The 17,909-nt window shown below is 68.1% G+C and carries 16 protein-coding genes; 10 read left to right on the top strand and 6 right to left on the bottom strand.

All coding sequences use genetic code 11. From position 1 onward, the window contains the following. Positions 1-46: 46 nt before the first annotated feature. On the bottom strand, positions 47-1,207 hold the full coding sequence (locus ACWEMY_RS27680; protein WP_452392388.1) for an amidohydrolase family protein: 1,161 nt from the start codon (positions 1,205-1,207) through the stop codon (positions 47-49). Positions 1,208-1,681: 474 nt separating this feature from the next. Between ACWEMY_RS27680 and ACWEMY_RS27675 the strand changes: the two genes are divergently transcribed. Both ACWEMY_RS27675 and ACWEMY_RS27670 read left to right on the top strand, forming a co-directional pair. Beyond that, positions 1,682-2,416, top strand: coding sequence for an LmeA family phospholipid-binding protein (locus ACWEMY_RS27675; protein WP_452392387.1), 735 nt, complete (start codon positions 1,682-1,684; stop codon positions 2,414-2,416). A gap of 102 nt (positions 2,417-2,518) precedes the next feature. Beyond that, positions 2,519-3,808 carry a YhgE/Pip domain-containing protein gene (locus tag ACWEMY_RS27670; RefSeq protein ID WP_452392386.1) on the top strand — a complete coding sequence of 430 codons (1,290 nt, stop codon included), beginning with the start codon at positions 2,519-2,521 and terminating at the stop codon, positions 3,806-3,808. Between the two features lie 51 nt (positions 3,809-3,859). Here the strand turns inward: ACWEMY_RS27670 and ACWEMY_RS27665 are convergent, their stop codons facing one another. Together ACWEMY_RS27665 and ACWEMY_RS27660 are read right to left on the bottom strand one after the other, a co-directional pair. Continuing rightward, positions 3,860-5,689 carry an acyl-CoA dehydrogenase gene (locus ACWEMY_RS27665; protein ID WP_452392385.1) on the bottom strand — a complete coding sequence of 610 codons (1,830 nt, stop codon included), beginning with the start codon at positions 5,687-5,689 and terminating at the stop codon, positions 3,860-3,862. A 213-nt stretch (positions 5,690-5,902) separates the two neighbouring features. Beyond that, positions 5,903-7,108 (bottom strand): TetR/AcrR family transcriptional regulator, encoded by a 1,206-nt coding sequence (locus tag ACWEMY_RS27660; protein WP_452392384.1) that lies wholly within the window; start codon positions 7,106-7,108, stop codon positions 5,903-5,905. 219 nt (positions 7,109-7,327) lie between these two features. Here ACWEMY_RS27660 and ACWEMY_RS27655 point away from each other — a divergent pair, with 219 nt between their 5' ends. From ACWEMY_RS27655 to ACWEMY_RS27620, 8 genes are all read left to right on the top strand, one after another. Continuing rightward, positions 7,328-8,158 (top strand): lysophospholipid acyltransferase family protein, encoded by an 831-nt coding sequence (locus ACWEMY_RS27655; protein WP_452392383.1) that lies wholly within the window; start codon positions 7,328-7,330, stop codon positions 8,156-8,158. 108 nt (positions 8,159-8,266) lie between these two features. After that, complete coding sequence (locus tag ACWEMY_RS27650; RefSeq protein WP_375935105.1) at positions 8,267-9,127, top strand: alpha/beta fold hydrolase; 861 nt, start codon at positions 8,267-8,269, stop codon at positions 9,125-9,127. Further along, complete coding sequence (locus ACWEMY_RS27645) at positions 9,124-10,146, top strand: VOC family protein (protein ID WP_452392382.1); 1,023 nt, start codon at positions 9,124-9,126, stop codon at positions 10,144-10,146. Before ACWEMY_RS27650 ends, ACWEMY_RS27645 begins: the two co-directional genes overlap by 4 nt. Next, entirely contained in the window at positions 10,143-11,897 is a 1,755-nt protein-coding gene (gene mhpA, locus ACWEMY_RS27640; RefSeq protein ID WP_452392381.1) for a bifunctional 3-(3-hydroxy-phenyl)propionate/3-hydroxycinnamic acid hydroxylase MhpA, read from the top strand. Before ACWEMY_RS27645 ends, mhpA begins: the two co-directional genes overlap by 4 nt. Further along, on the top strand, positions 11,894-12,712 hold the full coding sequence (locus ACWEMY_RS27635; RefSeq protein WP_452392380.1) for a 2-keto-4-pentenoate hydratase: 819 nt from the start codon (positions 11,894-11,896) through the stop codon (positions 12,710-12,712). Before mhpA ends, ACWEMY_RS27635 begins: the two co-directional genes overlap by 4 nt. Further along, positions 12,709-13,653 carry an acetaldehyde dehydrogenase (acetylating) gene (locus tag ACWEMY_RS27630; protein ID WP_452392379.1) on the top strand — a complete coding sequence of 315 codons (945 nt, stop codon included), beginning with the start codon at positions 12,709-12,711 and terminating at the stop codon, positions 13,651-13,653. The genes ACWEMY_RS27635 and ACWEMY_RS27630 overlap by 4 nt, the downstream gene beginning before the upstream one ends. Beyond that, the gene (dmpG, locus tag ACWEMY_RS27625; protein ID WP_452392378.1) at positions 13,650-14,660 is read left to right on the top strand and encodes a 4-hydroxy-2-oxovalerate aldolase; all 1,011 of its coding nucleotides are present in this window, start codon (positions 13,650-13,652) and stop codon (positions 14,658-14,660) included. Before ACWEMY_RS27630 ends, dmpG begins: the two co-directional genes overlap by 4 nt. A gap of 97 nt (positions 14,661-14,757) precedes the next feature. Next, positions 14,758-15,402 (top strand): TetR/AcrR family transcriptional regulator, encoded by a 645-nt coding sequence (locus tag ACWEMY_RS27620; protein WP_452392377.1) that lies wholly within the window; start codon positions 14,758-14,760, stop codon positions 15,400-15,402. Here ACWEMY_RS27620 and ACWEMY_RS27615 read toward each other — a convergent pair. The 3 genes from ACWEMY_RS27615 to ACWEMY_RS27605 all read right to left on the bottom strand — a co-directional run. Continuing rightward, positions 15,359-16,006: a TetR/AcrR family transcriptional regulator gene (locus ACWEMY_RS27615; protein ID WP_452392376.1), complete on the bottom strand. Its 648-nt coding sequence runs from the start codon at positions 16,004-16,006 to the stop codon at positions 15,359-15,361. The two genes, ACWEMY_RS27620 and ACWEMY_RS27615, sit on opposite strands and share 44 nt — an antisense overlap. A gap of 17 nt (positions 16,007-16,023) precedes the next feature. Then, positions 16,024-17,067, bottom strand: a complete 1,044-nt coding sequence (locus tag ACWEMY_RS27610; protein ID WP_452392375.1) for an amidohydrolase family protein — start codon at positions 17,065-17,067, stop codon at positions 16,024-16,026. Positions 17,068-17,189: 122 nt separating this feature from the next. Beyond that, the coding region (locus tag ACWEMY_RS27605) for a mammalian cell entry protein (protein WP_452392374.1) at positions 17,190-17,909 on the bottom strand (720 nt) is incomplete at its 5' end.

The raw sequence follows: 17,909 nt of genomic DNA, 5'->3' as shown, positions 1-17,909 counted from the left end.
GGCGGGTGGGGAACCACCGCGCCCGGCCCCGGACCGACGGTGGGGATCAGCCTCCGTTGATCGCCGCGGCCAGGCGGGGAAGCTGGCGCAGCGGGGCGTGGTGCTCGACTTCCATGCGCTGTTCGGCGTCGAAGATCTCGCTGAGTCCCGGGGCGGGGTCGTGGTTGCCGGACTGCGGCAGAGTGGTCGCGCTGAAGGGCCAGTCCGAACCGAAGACGATGTGGTCTCGGCTCGTCACCGCCGACACCGCCGACATCGCGGCGCTGGATCCGCTCAGCGCGGTGTCGTAGTAGAAGCGCGAGATCTGCGCCTTCGCGTCGAGCAGGGACGGCTTGTCCAGGCCCTGGGGCCAGTTCTCGCCGACGGTGGTCTCGGAGGCGACGCCGACGCGCCAGGACAGGAACGGCAGGGTGCCGCCCGCGTGGGAGAGCTGGAACCGGATGTTGGGGTAGCGCTTGGTGACACCGGTCAGCATCATCATCGTCGCGGCCCGGGTCGTGTCGAAGGTGTACTCGATGAGGAAGTCGGGCAGGGGCAGGCTGGGCTTGGCGTCGTCCGCGATCGCGGCGGGGTGCACGAACACGTAGGCGTTGCGCTGGTTGAGCGCCATCATCAAGGGCTCGTAGCGCGGGTCGCCCAGGTAGACGCCCTGGTAGGCGGACAGCAGCACGATGCCGTCGGCGTGCAGGACGTCGAGGGCGTAGATCGCCTCGGCGACCGCGGCGGGGATGTCGGGCATGGGCAGAACCGCGAACGAGCCGAAGCGCGTGGGGTACTGCCGGGTGAGTCCGGCGACATACTCGTTGCAGTAGCGAGCCATGTCGTTGGCTTCCTTGCCCGGGGCCAGGAACCCGACGCCGGGGTCGGAGACCGACAGGGCCTGGGCCTGGATGCCGTAGTAGTCCATGAACTCCATCGCGGACTCGGGCGACCACTCGGGGGTGGGGTAACCGCCGACGGTGTAGTGCCCGTGCGACAGCAGCGCCGCGCGGTAATCCGGCGGCAGCACGTGCGTGTGCAGGTCGATGCGGTAGGTGCCGGTGGGCGCGGCGTACTCGGCGCGGGCGGTTCCGGCCGCGCCGACCTTGGTCGAGCTACCGAGGGGGAGAGCCGTGGCCGCGGCGACACCGAGCGTGCCTGCGACAGCTCCTCCCAGCATGCGGCGGCGGCTCACACCGGCGCGCGACGGAGTATCGGATTCGTTCACGAGAATGTCCTTTCCTTCGGTTGTTTCGGTCGCATCGCGAAGTCCCGCTCGGCGCGGTCGGAGTCCGCCCGAACGGGGATGGGCTGCGGGGTGGAGAGCGCTCGATCGAGCTGATCGAGCGAAGCGATGCGCGAATCGCTGATGAAAGTATCAGATGCGATGCGACAGGTGGCCGAACCGGTGTTCTTGCACCGAGGTCGTTCCACCGGAGGATCTGGGCAGGGAGTGCGACCGGCATCATCGGCGGAGGCGCTCACTGCTGTTATAGACCGTCATAGATGACGACATGGTCAGTCAACTGTCGCCAGAGAATTCTCAGGCGATCCGCAGTCCTCCGCCAGAGAACGCGTGGGCGAGCTCACGCGGAATGGAGCCGTACGTCAGATATGATGATTGCATCATCGCAGTGAGAGTGTGGCAATCGTGCCCGGGAACATCTCCCGGTCCGCCAGGGGGAATCCGGAGGAGAAACGTATGAAGCGTCAAGAGCTGGATCCCGTCGACAACGGCAAGGCGCCCGGTAGGAGTGTGCGGCGACGAATCGCGCGCGGCATGACTGTCGGCCTGGTCGTCGCGCTCGTGCTGGCGACGATCGGGATCGTGTCGGTCGAGCTGTATCTGCGGAACCGGATCGAGGGCTGTCTCGCGGCCGGCCTGCGCGACGACCTCGGCTCCTCGGTGGACGTGGATCTGGGTCCGCGACCCGTCGTGCTCAGCCTGATCGACCGGCAGATCCCCGAGCTGACCGTGGACGGTGACGACGCGCAGTTCGGTCCGGCGGAAGGGATGGCGGTCCATGCCACCCTGCACCAGGTCTCGACGGCGCAGGACGGGGCTTCGGCCACCGTGGGCAGCTCCGAGGCGCGCGTCGACTGGAGCGCCGAGGCGATCCAGCGCACGCTGCATGGGCTGGCCGGGGAGGTGAGTATGTCCGCGGCCGACGGCACGGTCGATGTCACCGGGGTCATCGGCGTGGTGTCGGTGCGGCTGCGCCCCTACATCGAAGACGGGGTGATCCGCGTCGAGATCGTCTCTTCTCGCGGGGTCCCGACGCAACTGGCGAACGAGATCGCCGACCTGCTCACGGAGAGCCTGCGCGACTATCCGCTCGGGCTTCGGCCGGAGTCCGTGACCGTGGCCGACGCGGGAATCCGGGTCGAACTCCGTGGTGGTGCCACCGAGCTCCCGATATCCGGCGACACGTGCTGATCTTTTCATCAGGAATAGCTTGACCTGCCAAGAGTCGGTGCTCGATGATCAGTGTGGTGGGTTGCGACGAAGTTGCCGAGCTGACGGTAGAGGAGTGGTTCCATGGCGATCACCGGTAGGAATCTCGCGAGGTGGCTGCGTCCCGGTGCTGTTGTCGCGGTGCTCACGGCACTGCTGGCGACCATGTATCTGGGGTACATCGTCGACCCGGAGAAGAACATGCACGACTTCCCGATCGGATTGGTCAACCTCGATGAGGGCGACACCGTCGGAGGTGAGCGGGTCGATATCGGCGATCAGATCGCGGCCTCGATGGTGCAGCAGATCCCCGCCGACAAGGTCGAGCTGCGTGAGATGGGCCTGCCTGCCCTGCATCGGGCCATGCTCGACGGCGAGATCTACGGGGCGATCGTCATCCCGAGTGACCTCACCAAGCGGGTGTCGATCCTTGGCGCGGCCGGTGTCGTGCCCGGCGATGTCGATTGGCCCGTCATCACCGTCGAAACGAATCCGGCGGCGGGTGCCTACGCCACGCAGATCATGCTGCGCATCACCACCCAGGCGACGGACGCGGCGAACAAGGCGGTGGGCGCGCAACTGCTCGAGCGGGTGGAGAACCAGCTCCAGCCGACCTCGGACGCACCGGCCACCGAGCTCTCCGGCGTGAGCCGCCTCGCCCTGGCCGAGCCCGTCTCGGTGGTGGTCGTGCCGTTCCGTGAGCTCCCCGACGGCGCCGGTGGGGGACTGTCGGCGTTCTTCTACACCCTGCTGTTGCTGCTGGCCGGGTTCACCGGCGCGATGATCATCCACGCGATGGTGGACTCGGCACTGGGCTTCGCGCCGACCGAATACGGGCCCTGGTACGTCCACTACCCGGCGACACCGATCTCGCGCGTGCGGACGCTGCTGCTCAAATGGGGCATTCTGGTGGTCGTCGCGCCGGTGGTGTCCGGGATCTATCTGGCGGTCGCGACGCTGCTGGGGATGTCGATCGAGCGTGCTCCGATGCTGTTCCTCTACGGGGTTCTCGCGGTCGTGGCGGTCGGCGTCACCGCGCTGTCCATCCTGGCGATCTTCGGTGCGGCCGGGATGCTCGTGAATCTCATCGTGTTCATCGTCCTCGGCCTGCCCTCCGCGGGCGGAACCGTGCCGATCGAGGCGACACCGCAGGCCATGGCGTGGCTGTCGACCTTCGAACCGATGCACCAGATCTTCATCGCGGTGCGGGCGATCCTCTACTACGACGCCCGGGCGAGTTCGGGCCTGGCACACGGCGTGGGGATGGCCCTGCTCGGCCTGCTGATCGGGCTGGTCATCGGCCTGGCCGCGACGATCTTCTACGACCGGAAGGGACTGGAACGCCGGGCTGTCCCGGCGGCCGGAAAGCAGTGAGTTCCGCGCGGACCGGCGCCGACCAGGACGTGGTGGGCGCCGGTCCCGCGATCAGAAGGCGGCCTCGTCGAGATCCATGATCGCGGAATCGATATCCGCGATCACGGCACGGTCGGCACCGAGCCGGGGCAGTACGGTGCGGAGGAAGTAGGACGCCACCGCGATCTTGCCCGCGTAGAAGTCGCGGTCCGAGCCGGCGGACGGGAGTGCGGCCGAGGCGATTTCCGCCGCCACCAGCAGTCGCCACCCGATCAGCAGATCGCCGACCGCCAGCAGGAAACGGACCGATTCGAGCCCGACCTTGTACAGCTGGCGACTGTCGTTCGTGGACGCGAGCAGGTGCTGGGTCAGGGTGGCGGTCATGGCCTGCACGTCGTCGAGCGCGGTCAGCAGGAGTGCGCGTTCGACCTTGAACTCGGGTGTGCCGGATTCCGACTGGGCCGTCGCCCGGACCTGGTCGGCGATATGGGCCAGGGCCACGCCGCGGTCGCGGGCGATCTTGCGGAAGAAGAAGTCCTGGGCCTGGATGGCGGTGGTGCCCTCGTAGAGCGAGTCGATCTTGGCGTCGCGGATGTACTGCTCGATCGGGTAGTCCTGCAGGAAGCCGGAGCCGCCGAAGGTCTGCAGCGAGTCGGTCAGGTACTGGTAGGCGCGTTCGGAGCCGACCCCCTTGACGATCGGCAGCAGCAGGTCGTTGACCCGGGCCGCCAGCTCGGCGTCCGCGCCCGAGACATGCTGGGCGACTGCGGGATCCTGGTGGGCGGCGGTGTAGAGGTACACCGAACGCAGGCCCTCGGCGTAGGCCTTCTGCATCATCAGCGAGCGCCGGACATCCGGGTGGTGGGTGATGGTCACCTTCGGTGCGGTCTTGTCGGCGATCTGCGTCAGGTCGGTGCCCTGGACACGAGTCTTGGCGTATTCCAGCGCGTTCAGGTAACCGGTCGACAGGGTCGCGATGGCCTTGGTGCCGACCATCATCCGGGCTTCCTCGATGACCTGGAACATCTGGGCGATACCGTTGTGGACGTCGCCGACGAGCCAGCCCTTGGCGGGCACGCCGTGACCACCGAAGGTGAGTTCACAGGTGGCCGAGGCCTTGAGCCCCATCTTGTGCTCGACATTGGTGACGAACACGCCGTTGCGGTCACCGAGTTCGCCGGTCTCGGAGTCGAAGTGGAACTTCGGCACCAGGAACAGGCTCAACCCCTTGGTGCCGGGGCCCGCGCCCTCGGGGCGGGCCAGGACCTGGTGGATGATGTTGTCGGACAGATCGTCGGCATCGGCCGAGGTGATGAACCGCTTGACGCCCTCGATGTGCCAGGAGCCATCCTCCTGCTCGACGGCCTTGGTGCGGCCGGCGCCGACATCGGAACCGGCGTCCGGCTCCGTCAGCACCATGGTCGCGCCCCACTTCTTCTCGACCGCGATCCTGCCCCAGCGCCGTTGTTCGTCGGTACCGATGCGCTCGACGATATCGGCCATGCCGGGCCCGGTCAGGTACATATACGCCGCGGGCTGGGCGCCCAGAAGCAGTTCGTTGATCGCCCACGCGAGCATCCGCGGTGCCGCAATGCCGCCGATGGCCTCGGACTTCGCGACGCGCCACCATTCGGCGTCCTGCCACGCCCGGACCGAGCGCTTGAACCCCTCCGGTAGTCGCACGGTGTGGGTCGATGGATCGAATTCCGGTGGATTGCGGTCGGTTTCGGCGAACGAGGCCGCCACCGGCCCCTCGGCGATCCGGGCCGCTTCGACGAGCATCGTGCGCACGGTGTCGTCGTCGAGGTCGCCGAACGCGCCGGAACGCAGCACGTCCGCCAGGCCGAAGACCTCGAGCAGATTGAACTCGAGGTCTCGGACATTGCTCTTGTAGTGGCCCACGGCCGAGTCCCTTCGACAGGCCGGTCGAGACGACCGGGAGTGAGGTGGAATGCGCGGATCGGATACGCGCCGTCGGCCATTGTGGGTGCGCGCCGAAGCGCTACGCAACCGTAAGTTGTTTCTGGCTAAGCAGGTTGAATCTGAGAGCCGCTGGTATCAGATCATGAGATCGGCATTCTCGCACTAAGTTGACCATCGCTAAGCTGAAGCGAGTCAGTCGTGGAGCGCGATCCGGTCACCGATGGCGATCAACGCACCGGCGAGATTCCGGTGGCCGAGGGCGCGCGGGTTGCGCACGGCATCGATCACGACGGTGCCGATCGCCTGGACGAGGATGCGGGCCTCCGGGAGCGGCAGTTCGGCCTGGGCCGTCTGCAACAGCCGGGCCCAGTTCAGGATGCCGTCGCGATGGATCCGGCGGTAGCGCGTGGCCTGCGGTTCCGGCAGATGTCCGACCTCGCTGACGGTGGTACCGAGCAGGTCCGGCTGCTGGAGCGCGAATCCCACGAACGATTCCATCAGCAGATGGATCGCCTCGCGGGCGTCGCGGCCCTCGGCCAGCGCGCGGGAGGTGTACAGCCCGATCCACTGCTCGTTGCGCACGATGATCTCGTTGAGCAGGTCGGCCTTGCTCGCGAAGTGGTGATACAGCGCGGGTCCGCTCACGCCGACGGCGGCGCCGATGTCTTCGATGCCGACCGCGGCATAGCCACGCGTGTTGAACAGCCGCGCCGCCGCGCCGATGAGGCGCTCGGGCCGGGCGATTCGTTCGAACTCGGGGGACGGCGGTGGCGCCGCCGGACGCGATGTGCGGGGCGAGGTCCCGCCCGGAGGCAATTCGGTGGCGAGGAGCCGCACGATCGCGGCGTCGAGCACCGAGGTGAAGGTCGTCGACGGCAGCTGCTGGCGGTGATACGACGGGCTGACCGCCACCGAGAGAACGCACCAGCTCAGCAACTCGACGTCGTGGTCGGACAGCTCCGGGCGTCGCGCGCGCACCGCCCGGCGCAGGTAGCCGGTCAATCGAACCGCCCGGATCAACACCGACGAGCGGTGCGTGGCGGTGAGGTTGCGGAACTCGAGCTGCCACAGCCTCGGCAGCCCGCGCAGCTCGAGCGCGATGACGACGAGTTCCTCGAAGACCCGATGCCCGCTCGCGTCCTGAACCGCGGCGGCCGCCAGCCGGGACACCGTCGCGTCCATGCCGGACATCAGGCAGTGGCCGAGCAACTCCTGCTTGTTGCGGAAATGGCGGTACAACGCCGCCGAGGAGATCCCGACGGCGGTGGCGATCTCGGCCATGGACGTGCCGTGGTAGCCCGCGTGCGCGAAGGCGTCGGCGGCCGCGCTGAGGATGGTGGCGCGGCGGTCGCGTGGACGTCGGCGAATCGCGGGGTCGCCCGGGGTGCTGGTGCTCATCGTCTCCCAGTCTGGCGTACCGGAGGCTGTGCCGTCGGGGGTGGCCACCGCACGGCCTGGTCGTGCGATGGCGTGCGCGACCGGCCCCAGTGGGTGAACTCACAGCCGTACGAATGCGTCGATCAAATATGATCAAATTATCAATGTTGCGATCATTGATACGAGTTCTGTGCGGTGTTCGTTTCACAGCGCGGCGACAAGCGCGGGAAGTGAGAAGTAGTGACTGACAGTGGTGTTCAGCCGCTTCACGATGAGTCGTTCGATGACGCGCCGCAGGGTGGGAAGGGGGTCGAATCCGCGCGGGCACCGGTTGCCGTGCGGATTCTGCTCGGGGCGTTCCGGTGGTATCACCGCCACGAAGTAGGGGGCGTGCTCGACCCGGCGCCGGGGCCGTCGCTGTTCGTGGCCAACCACGGCTTCGGCGGTGTCTTCGATCTGAGTGTATTGGCCGCACGATCGGCCTATGTCCGCATCGGGGATCGGCGACGGGCGGTCGTCCTGACGCATCACATGGCCTGGGTGATAGGGCTCGGCCCGTTGCTCGCCAAGATGGGGGCCGAGCCCGCGACCGGTGAGAACGCCCGGGCGGCCCTCGCGCGTGGCGAGCATGTCCTCGTGTTTCCCGGGGGTGATGTCGACGCGTTCAAGTCGTGGGGTGAGCGCAACCGGATCATCTTCGACGGGCGGACCGGCTTCGCGAGGCTGGCGATCCAGGCGGGAGTACCGATCGTTCCGGTGGTCACCTCGGGGGCGGGGGAGTCGCTGATCTGCCTGTCCGACGGTCGTGTGCTGGCGCGCTGGCTTCGCCTCGACAAGGCGCTGCGGCTCAAGCGGCTGCCGATCACGCTGTCGTTGCCGTGGGGGCTCACCGTCGGAATCGCGGGGTTGTTCCCCTACATCCCGCTGCCGACCAAGGTCCGGACCACGGTGCTGCCCGCGATGCGGCCGGAGGGTGGGGAGTCGCCGGGGGAGTTCGCCGACCGGGTGCGTCGGGTGATGCAGGACGAGATGGATCGCCAGACCGCGAGCCGTGTCCCGCTGCTCGGGTGAGAACTGGTCAAACCACCAATTCTGAGTATTTCATCAGAACCACTTGACGTGGAATCAATCGAAGGTGATGATATTATCAACTTCACTGGGAGGTACATCGTGACAAGCATCGACAAGGGAGTCGACACCGGGCGCACGGTCCAGGTCGGCAACCGTGAGATCTACTTCACCGAGTTCGGGTCCGGCCCCGCGGTCGTGCTGCTGCACGGCGGCGGCCCCGGCGCGACCGGGCTGTCGAACTACTCGCGCAATATCGAGGCGCTGGCGGAGCACTTCCGGGTGCTCGTGCTCGACATGCCGGGCTACGGACGGTCGTCGAAGTACGTCGACCAGTCCGATCCCTTCGGCTACCTGGCGCGTGTGCTCGGCGAGTTCCTCGACACCTTGCAGATCGACTCGGCGCACCTGATCGGCAACTCCTACGGCGGGGCGGCGGCGCTGCGGCTGGCGATGGACCGCCCCGACAAGGTCGGCCGCCTGGTCCTGATGGGTCCCGGCGGCGTCGGTTCCACGCGCGCCCTGCCGACCGAGGGTCTGCAGGAGCTCCTCAACTACTACCGCGGCAGTGGTCCCAGCCGCGAGAAGATCATCCGTTTCATCCGTGAGTTCCTGGTCTACGACGGTGCGACGGTGCCGGACGAAGTGATCGAGGAGCGCTACCGGGCCAGCATCGACCCCGAGGTCGTGGCCAACCCGCCGCTGCGCCGGCCCTCGGGCCTGTTCGCCCTGCGCACGCTCTGGCGGATGGACTTCACCCGGGATTCGCGCCTGAGCGAGGTGGCACACCCCACGCTGGTGGTGTGGGGTGAGGACGACAAGGTCAACCGGCCGTCCGGGGGCCGGATGCTCGCCGAGACCATGCCCAACTGCGACCTCTACCTGGTCGCGCGCACCGGGCACTGGGCGCAGTGGGAGCGGGCCGACCTGTTCAACACCCTCGCGATCGCGTACCTGAAGGCCGAGCGATGAGCGGCCTCGCACCCGGCGACGGGTCGGTCTTCGGGGCGGTGCACCTGGGCTACATCGTCGTGGAGTCGGCGCGGCTGGGCGAGTGGCGCCGCTTCGGCGCCGACGCGATCGGTATGCACGTCGACGATGTCGACCACTCCACGCTGCGGTTCCGCCTCGACGAGCACGCGTGCCGTTTCCTGGTGGAGCAGGGCCCGCAGGAGGATGTGACGGCCGTCGGCTGGCAGGTCGACGATCACGAGACCTTCGACCGGATCATCGCGCGGGTGTCCGATCGCGGCGTGCCGATCTCCGAAGGCAGTGCGGAGGACGCGGCCCGCCGCGGTGTGGAGCGGCTGTGGCGGTTCGCCGGCCCCAAGGGGATCCGGCAGGAGATCTTCACCGTCCCGGTGACCACGCCCGAGCCGCTGCGCATGCTCAGCTCCGGGTGGGTGACCGGCGAAGCAGGCATGGGACACGTCGCGATCGTGTCGAGGGAACCGGAATCACTGCGCGGCTACTACGAGACGGTCTTCGACTCCCGGCTCAGCGACTACATCGACGAGAACGTCTCCGGTCTCAAGCTCAAGATCCGGTTCCTGCGGGTCAACGAACGGCACCACTCGATCGCGATCGCCAACATCCGCGGTGTGAAGATCGACCCGATCCGAACCCGGGTGCAGCACATCAACATTCAGTCCGGCTCGCTCGACGACGTGCTGGCCGCCTACGGGCGGGTCACCGATCTCGGCTTCCGGATGGCCTGGTCGGTCGGCCAGCACACCAATGATCGGGAGCTGTCCTTCTACTGCGTCACCCCGTCCGGATTCGAACTCGAGGTCGGCTGGAATCCGATCGTGTTCGGCCCGGAACGCGAATCGACGTGGGACCCGACCACCTACCAGGGCATCAGCATCTGGGGTCACACGCCGGTCGGCGAGACCGTGCTGGACAAGTTCACGCAGTTCCGGCAGGTCGTGCGGACCCTGCGGACCCCCGAGATCACAGTTCCCCAACTCAGCGGAGGCATTGCGCGATGACATCGTTCGACTACGACGTGGTAGTCGTCGGGCTGGGGCCCACCGGGCTGACCCTGGCGAACCTGCTCGGCCGGCGCGGCGTGCGGGTCCTGGTGCTCGAGCGCGAGCCGGAGTTCTACGGCTTGGCGCGGGCGGTGTACACCGACGACGAAGGCATGCGGATCTTCCAGACCGCCGGTGTCGCCGACGAGGCCTCGGCGCAGATGAACCTCGACTGCACCGTGCAGTGGGTGCGCCGCGACGGCTCGGTGCTCGCCCAGTTCAACCAGGTCTCGCGCCCGCTGGGCTGGCCGGTGGCCAACTTCCTGTACCAGCCCTACCTGGAGAACACCCTCGAGAACGCCCTCGAGCGCTACCCGCACGTGACGGTTCGCCGCGGCCGGGAGGTCCTCGGTTTCGACCAGGACGCCGACGGCGTGCTCGTGCGGCATGCCGAATGCCACGGCACCGGGTACGGCAAACACGCCGCCGACACTGATGCGGCCACTTCGGAAGAGGTACGGGCGAAGTTCCTCGTCGGCTGCGACGGCGGCCGCAGCGTGGTCCGCACGCAACTGGGCATCGACATGACCGGTACGAGCTACCCGGAACGCTGGCTCGTGGTCGATCTGATCGCCGAGGACGGTGTCGACGCGTTCCGGCATCTGCCGTACTTCAACTTCGTCTGTGATCCCGAGATGCCGACGGTGTCGTGTCCGCAACCCGGTGGGCACCACCGATTCGAGTTCATGCTCACCGACGAGCAGACCAAAGAGGAGATGGAGGACCCCGAGCAGGTCCGCGGTCTCATCGCCCACTACGTCGATCCCGACGAAGTGCGGGTCCTGCGCAAACTGGTCTACACCTTCAACGCCGTGGTCGCCGATCAGTGGCGTGAAGGGCGCGTCCTGCTCGCCGGCGACGCCGCGCACATGACGCCCCAGTTCATCGGCCAGGGCATGAACGCCGGTGTCCGCGACGCCGACAACCTGTCCTGGAAGCTCGGTGCCATCATCCAGCACGGTGCCGGCCTGCATCTCCTCGACACCTACGAGACCGAGCGGCGGCCCCACGCCAAGGCGATGATCGATCTGTCGGTGCTGAACAAGAGCCTCGTCTCGGTCAACAACAGGCTCGCCGCCGGCGCCCGCGATGTCGCCCTGGCCACCGCGCTGAAGGTCCCCGGACTCAACACCTGGATCCGGGAGGCCAAGATGAAGCCGTCCCCGCGGTTCAAGCGCGGTGCCTACTTCGGGCTTCCGCGCAAGTTGACACGTGGCGTCGAGGGCACGCTGGCCCCCCAGCCGGAGATCCGCACCTTCGACGGCCGCCACCAGCGCCTCGACGAAGCGCTCGGCCTCGGCTTCGCCGTCGTCGGCTACGGTGTCGATCCGCGTGAGGGACTCAGTGTCGCCCAGCGCAATGCCTTGCAGATTCTCGGCACACAGTTCGTGACCGTGTACGCGACCGGCGGCCGTCCGCAGGGCGAGCCGGGCGACGCCCGGGTCGCCGCCACCGACTACGCCGACGTCGAGGACTACACCGGGGACCTGGCCCGGTGGTTCGCCAAAGCCGGTGTCGCCCAAGGCGGCACGGTCCTGCTGCGCCCGGACCGATACGTGTTCGGGATCAGCGCGAAATCCGACGCGAGCGAGCTGGTCACCGCACTGCTGGTCCGTCTCGCCGTCACCCCCGCGATGCTGACCGCGAACCACAATCCCCTGCGCGTCGTGGCGTCCGCAGCGCCGAGCCCCCTGGAGGAAGCCCGATGACCACGACCACCAGCGAACTGCCCGCCGTCCTGGCCGCTGCCGAACGACTGGCGACCGCGACGCGGCTGGGCGTGCCCGTGGCCGCGGTGCGCGACCTGATCGGCGCCGACGACGTGGACCTGGCCTACGCGGTGCAGAGCCGGGGTACTCGCCGACGGATCGACGAGGGCGCCCGCGTCGTCGGGCACAAGATCGGCCTGACCTCCACGGCGGTGCAACGGCAGCTCGGAGTCGACCAGCCCGACTTCGGCGTGCTCTTCCACGACATGGACGCGGGCACGACGCCGACGGCGCAGCGACCCCGGCTGTTGCAGCCCAAGATCGAGGCCGAGCTGGCCTTCGTCCTCGGCGCCGACCTGACCGGTGACGACCTCGATCCCATCTCGGTGCGCGGCGCCATCGACTACGCCGCACCCGCACTCGAGATCGTGGACAGCCGGATCGCCGGCTGGGACATCACCTTCGGTGACACCGTGGCCGACAACGCCTCGAGCGGCTGGTTCGTGCTGGGTGACCAGCGGCTCTCGCTCGATGACTTCGAGCCGCGTGAGATCACGATGGCCATGCGCATCGATGGCGAGATCGTCTCGCGCGGCAAAGGCGCGGACTGCCTCGGCGACCCCCTGCTGGCGCTGGCCTGGCTCGCCCGCACAGCCCAGGCCCTGGGAGACCCGCTGCGCGCGGGCGAGATCGTGCTCTCCGGCGCGCTCGGTCCGATGGCGCCACTGGTGCCCGGCGCGCGGGTCCACGCCGAACTGACACAGCGATCGGGGCCGCTCGGCACCGTCGACTTCACCCTGGAGGAACAGCGATGAGCCGCACCAAAGTCGCCGTCATCGGCTCGGGCAATATCGGCACCGACCTGATGATCAAGGTCTTGCGCCTGTCCGACACACTCGAGATGGCCGCCATGGTCGGCATCGACCCGAACTCCGACGGGCTCGCCCGCGCCGGACGCCTGGGCGTGCAGACCACCTCCGACGGTGTCGAGGGCCTGATCGGGCTCCCGGATTTCGAGGACATCGAGATCGTCTTCGACGCCACCTCGGCGGGCGCGCACAAGGCCAACGCCGCCGCCCTCGCCCCCCACGGCAAACGCCTGATCGATCTGACGCCCGCCGCGATCGGCCCGTTCGTCGTTCCGGCGGTGAACCTCGACGAGCACGTGGACGCCGACAACGTCAACATGGTCACCTGCGGTGGTCAGGCGACCATTCCGGTGGTCGCGGCCATCGCCCGGGTCACCGCGGTGCCCTACGCCGAGATCGTCGCCTCGATCGCGTCGAAGTCCGCCGGGCCCGGCACCCGAGCCAATATCGACGAGTTCACCGAGACTACCTCGACCGCGATCGCCGCGGTGGGCGGCGCCCAGCGGGGACGCGCGATCATCGTGCTCAACCCCGCGGAACCGCCGCTGATCATGCGCGACACCGTGTTCGCGCTCATCGACACCGCCGACCCCGAGGTCCACGCGCGGATCAAGGAGTCGATCCTGGCCATGGTGGCCGACGTCGCCGCGTACGTACCGGGCTACCGGTTGAAGCAGGGTGTGCAGATCACGCCCGTCGAAGCCGGAGCTCCGCTGCGCACCCTCGTCGGCGACACTCCGGTCACCCACCAGGTCAGCGTCTTCCTCGAGGTCGAGGGTGCCGCCCACTACCTGCCCGCCTATGCCGGCAATCTCGACATCATGACCTCGGCCGCCCTGCGCGTCGCTGAGCGGATCGCGGCATCCACGAAGGAGAGTGTCCGATGAGCGCCGAAATCTTCCTGCAGGACGTCACCCTGCGCGACGGTATGCACGCACTGCGGCACCGCATCGATCCCGCCGGGGTCGCCCGGATCGCCGCCGCGCTCGATGCGGCGGGCGTGGACGCGATCGAGGTCGCCCACGGTGACGGGCTGCACGGCGGCAGCCTCAACTACGGGCCGGGCAGCCACACCGACTGGGAATGGCTCGAAGCCGCCGCCGGCGCGGTGCAGTTCGCCCGGCTGACGACCCTGCTGTTGCCCGGCATCGGCACCATCGAGGACCTGCGTCGCGCGTTCGATCTCGGCGTGCGCTCGGTGCGGGTCGCCACCCACTGCACCGAGGCCGACATCTCCGCCCAGCACATCGCCTACGCGCGCGAACTCGGCATGGACGTGTCCGGCTTCCTGATGATGAGCCACATGAACAGCCCGGAGGGTTTGGCCGAGCAGGCGAAACTCATGGAAACCTATGGCGCGCACTGCGTCTACGTCACCGACTCCGGCGGGCGGCTCACCATGAACGGTGTCCGCGACCGCGTCCGCGCCTACCGGAATGTGCTCGAACCCGGCACCGAGATCGGCATCCACGCCCACCAGAACCTCTCGCTGTCGGTGGCGAACAGTGTCGTCGCGGTGGAGGAGGGCGTGACCCGAGTCGACGCGTCCCTGGCAGGACTCGGCGCCGGCGCGGGCAACACTCCGCTCGAAGCGTTCGTCGCGGTCGCCGACCTCACCGGCTGGGAACACGGTGCGAACCTGGACCAGCTGACCGACGCGGCCGACGACCTGGTGCGTCCGCTGATGGATCGGCCCGTCCAGGTCGACCGCGAGACGCTGACGCTCGGCTACGCCGGCGTCTACTCGAGCTTCCTGCGCCACGCGGAGAACGCCTCGGCCACCTACGGCGTGGACGTGCGCACGCTGCTCACCGTCGCCGGTCGGCGCGGGCTCGTCGGTGGACAGGAAGACATGATCGCCGATATCGCGCTCGACCTGGTCAGCGATCACTGAGACTTCCGGCCCGCGCGGACCGGAAGGTGACGCGGTCCCGGCCTTTGTCACAGGAGGCCGGGACCGCCGTCCCCACGAATCGGAAGACAGGTGTGCCATGACCGCCGCCGGTGTCAGGCGGTACGGCGGCCAGACCGTCGCGCAACGCAAGGCGCGACGACGGCGTCAGTTCCTGGAAGCGGCCACCCGCATCTGCGCGGAGCGCGGCAGTTTCGGCTGCTCGCTCAGCGATATCTGTGAGTCGGCATCGCTGTCGAAGCGGCAGTTCTACGAGGAATTCCACACGCTCGACGAGGCGCTCGTCGCGGCCTATGCCCGCATCCAGGACGGGGCGGCGGTCGCGGTGGCACGCGCGCTCGCGGACCTGACCGGACCCGTCGAACCGGTCGTGGCAGTGCGCGCGGCCCTGATCGCCTATTTCGCCGCGATCGAGAGTGAGCCGTACGGCGCCGGGTTCGCCCTGCTCGAGGTGAGCGGTGTCGGTGAACTCGCACAGCAGCAGTGCCGGGCGCACGCCCACCGCTGGGCGGGCCACATCCAGAGCTTCCTGGCGGCGAGAGGTTCACGTCCGGCCGACGACACCGTCGGGCTGCTGACCGCGATGGTCAACGCCGTCGCGCGCGAGGACCTCTCGTGCGTCCCCGAACTGCCGCCGTCGAGCCTGGTCGAGCTGCTGACGAACATGGCGATGCTGGTGATTACACGAGAGGCTTCGGCAGATCACGAGGCAGCGGATTCGTAGCCAGCCTCTCGGCGGCTTCCTTGGACATCCCGAACATGCGCAGCACTCGGCTGGTCACCTGATCGGTCAGCTCCCCGGCATCGGCGCCGGGCATGCGATCCAGGAGCTGGAGCAGCCCGAGCAGCGCCCCACCGGCGGCCATCACGGCCATCTCGATATCCATCGGGTCGAACCTGCCCGCCTGCTGCGCGGCCGCGATGTCGCGGCGCGCGCGGGGAGCCAGGCCCTCGTCGCGGACGAGGATCGACGTGCCCGAGTGCAGGAGCACGCGGACGCCTTCGGGAAAGTCGCGCTGCATGCGGCCCGTCATCCGGAAACTCACCGCGAACACCTCCGCCGGGTCCTCGTAGGCCGCGACCACGCCGTCGCGCAGCACGCCGTAGGTGTTCAGCACCGCGCGCACGGCTTCCTCGAACAGCTCGTCCTTCGAGGAGAAATGGTTGTAGAACGACCCGAATCCGACATCGGCGGCATCGGTGATCTCCTGGATGCTGACCGCGGTCCGCCCCTCGGCCAGCAGTGCGGTCGCCGCGGCCAGCAGCGCGTTGCGCGTGCGTGCCCGTCGCCGGTCCACCCGATTCCGTGTACTGGGTTCGGCTGTCATCGGTTCATCCTCCCGGCCTACGCTCGTGGACCGATCGCCCGCGCGATGCCCCGGAAGGCCTGGCGCCGAATCGTGCTCCGAACCCGGTCCAGCGCCGGTGTCGCCGAGGTGACGGCGGGGGCGGCCCCGAAACGGGGGAACAGGGCGAGTGCGTTGACGCGCTCGACGGCACGCCGCTGTGCGTCGTCGAGGCCCGCGTAGGCGTCGAGGCCGCCGCCGAAGTAGAGCACCGCCGGATCGGGGGCGAACGGCCAGTCGCTGCCGTAGAGGACATGGCCCGGCCGGGCGAACGAGAGCAGGCTCGGCAGCGCCGACGCGCTCGAGGACAGCGCGGTGTCGAAGTAGAACCCGGCGAACTCGTCGATCAGGTCGGCCGGGCTCACTCCGGTTTCGCTGAAGATGGTGAGCGCCAGCCGGTGGGCCGCGTAGGGAACGAAGCCGCCACCGTGCGACAGGATGAACTTGATGTTCGGGTACCGACGCCGAATCCCGTTGTGCACCAACAGGTAGGCGGCCCGGGTCGTGTCGAGGAGGAAGTCCGCGGCGAAGGGCGGGATTCCGGGCACCGACTCGCCGGGCAGGTCCGCCGGGTGCACCAGAACGACCGCGCGGCGGTCGTCGAGCGCGCGGAAAAGTTCGTCCTGGCCCTCGGCGCCGAGATAGACCCCGGCGGAGTTCCCGAGCAGCACCACTCCGTCGGCGCCGAGAGTGTCGAGGGCTCGTTCGGCTTCGAGCCGGGACGCTCGCACGTCGGGCATGGGCAAGGTGGCCATGAATCCGAGCTGCCCCGGGTGGGCGGCCGAGATCTCGGCGGAGTAGTCGTTGAGGGTCTGGGCTAGCGCCGTGGCCTCGGCGGGATCGGTCAGGAAGGTGGTTCCGGGTGTCGACGCCGACAGGATCGCCGAGCCGATCCCGGCGGTCGTCATCAGGCTCAGAGCCGACTCCGGCGACCAGTCCGGCAGTTCCCGGCCGCCCGGGGCGGTGATGCCGTGGCGGCGCAGCGCGTCGCGATAGACCGGCGGGATCATGTGCTGATGCACGTCGATACGGTCCCTGTTCATCGGGTCCTTCCGTTCATGATGGCCACGGTGAGCGACTACACCACCGGCATGTATGTGATGATAGTATCAGTATCGACGGCACACTATCTATAGTGATGAAAATGTCAGAAGCCTGACGCCGGCTACTTCGTCAGCCCCAGCAGGGCCGCCGTGAGTCCGTAGTCGGGACCGAAGTCCTGCATGTTGCCGGTGCGGCAGCCGTCCGCGCGCATCTGGATCCGCTCGCAGAAGACGCTGATGATCTCGCCCGACAGCGCCGGCGCGACGAGCAGGTGCGTGCGGAAGTAGCGGCCGTCCTTGTCCATGGTTCCATCGAGGTTCTGCATCAGCAGTGGGATCAGGTCGACCAGTTCGATCATCGCGCCGGAGTTGGCGCGCAACTGGTTGCTGACATTGGTCAGCCCGGTCAGCGAGGCCGACAGCTCGTCGGCGTGGTCGGAGAAGGTGACCGAGGTGTTGGCCAGGAACGCGTTGAGCTGATCCAGGGTGGCCTGCAAACCGGGTGCCTGCTCGGCCAGCAGCCCCGACATCGCGGTCATCCGGTCGCTGAAATCACGCACGGACTGATCGTTGTCGGCCAGCATCGTCGTCAGCTCGTTGAGCTTGATGATGATGTTGGAGATGGCGTCCTTGTTGTCGATACCCACCTTGAGCGCACCGGAGAGCGCGTCGAGGGTCTCGCGGATCTTCTGGCCGTTGCCGTTGAGCACCGGGTAGAGCACCCGGCCCGAGAGCGGGCCGAGTCCTTCCTGGCCCTCTTCGGGCTTGAGGGCCGCGGAGAACTGGTCGATGGTCTTGATCATCGTGTCCAGCTCGACCGGGGTCCTGGTGCGTGCCTTGGG

Source organism: Nocardia sp. NPDC004415, from assembly GCF_053602435.1.
The sequence above is the reverse complement of the archived record's forward strand: the minus strand, read 5'-3'. Positions and strand labels throughout refer to the sequence as shown.